Origin of the sequence: Kitasatospora sp. NPDC047058 (assembly GCF_040643935.1) — a bacterium.
Classification (GTDB): domain Bacteria; phylum Actinomycetota; class Actinomycetes; order Streptomycetales; family Streptomycetaceae; genus Kitasatospora.
This window is the reverse complement of sequence record NZ_JBEYVJ010000892.1, coordinates 1-1282: the sequence shown is the minus strand read 5'-3', so window position 1 is coordinate 1282 and position 1282 is coordinate 1. Positions and strand designations below refer to the sequence as shown.

Below are 1282 nucleotides of genomic sequence, written 5' to 3'. Positions count from 1 at the left end.
GCCGAAGCGACACCCGGCAGTGGATCGAGGCCACGTGGACCCATCTGCCCATGGTCCGGGCGCCGTTCGCGGACTTCACCTGGCGCCACGCTCGCCAACTCCTCGCCGAGAAAGGCCACGACGACACCAGCGAGACCGCGATCGCGCGTGTCCTCGCGCGGCTTCTCCGCACTGCCGGGAAACCACCGGCCGGTTCCGAGCGAGTGATCGCCCGCAACCGGGCCGCCGCCGAAACAGCCGCACCACTCCAACTGGTTCCCGCGCCCGCGGTCGGTGTCGACGACCCGGAAGAGGCCGACGAAGCGGCCCCGGTCACGCCGTTCGGCGTCTTCAACCCGCTCGAAGAACAAGGAAGGCCCTTGTGGTGACCCCACCTGCCGACCACGACGGCGACCACAATCCGCTGACCACCAAGGACGGCTGGAAGCGGTTCGTCGACGACGCCCCCACCTGCCCGCAGATGCTCTCACTCAAGGACTTCAAGGCCCTCGGCGAGGAGAACCTGCTCGCCTACAACGAGCCCCGGCTCGACTACCACTCCCGACTCGTGATCGTGGCCACCCCCACCGTCCGCGACGTGTTCACCACCGGACGGCGGCTGGTCCTGCTCAACCGGCACCAGATCTCCGGCCGCCGCGGCCTGATCGTCACCGGCCAGGCCGGCACCGGGAAGACCACCGCCATCGCCCAGCTGGGCCGCAACCACGAACTCCTGGTGCGCAAGCGACTCGGCCCGGCCGCGGCGGGACGCCTGCCGGTCGTCTACGTCACCGTCCCGCCCCGGGCCACTCCGAAGATGCTCGCCATCGAGTTCGCCCGGTTCCTGGGCATCCCGGTCTTCCGCCAGGAGACGCAGACGTCCATCACCAACGCGGTCTGCGACCTGCTGATCAAGATGCGCGTCGAACTCGCCCTGGTGGACGAGATCCACAACCTCAATCTCGCGACCCAGGCCGGAGCCGAAGCCTCCGACCAGCTCAAATACCTCTCCGAGCGCATCCCCGCCACCTTCGTGCTGGCCGGCATCGACGTCGCCGCCAGCGGCCTGTTCGCCGGGGTGCGCGGACAGCAGATCGCCGGCCGCTACACCGTCACCGACACCGAGCCGTTCGCCTACGGCACCGGCGCACAGCGCCAGAACTGGCGCAACCTGGTCGCCTCCCTCGAAGACGCACTACGGCTCCACCGGCACAAGCCCGGCAGCCTGGTGAAACTCGACGGCTATCTCCACGAGCGCACCGACGGCGCGATCGGAAGCCTCTCCCAGCTGATCCGCGGCGCC

The 1282-nt window shown here is 69.4% G+C and carries 1 protein-coding gene and 1 pseudogene; both read left to right on the top strand.

What is annotated here, in order from left to right; all coding sequences use genetic code 11:
* A pseudogene (locus tag ABZ885_RS41395) lies at window positions 1–368 on the top strand (hypothetical protein); the annotation flags it as partial.
* Window positions 365–1282: ATP-binding protein (locus tag ABZ885_RS41390; protein ID WP_360200406.1), on the top strand; the 918-nt coding region annotated here is incomplete at its 3' end. The pseudogene ABZ885_RS41395 and the gene ABZ885_RS41390, both read left to right, overlap by 4 nt.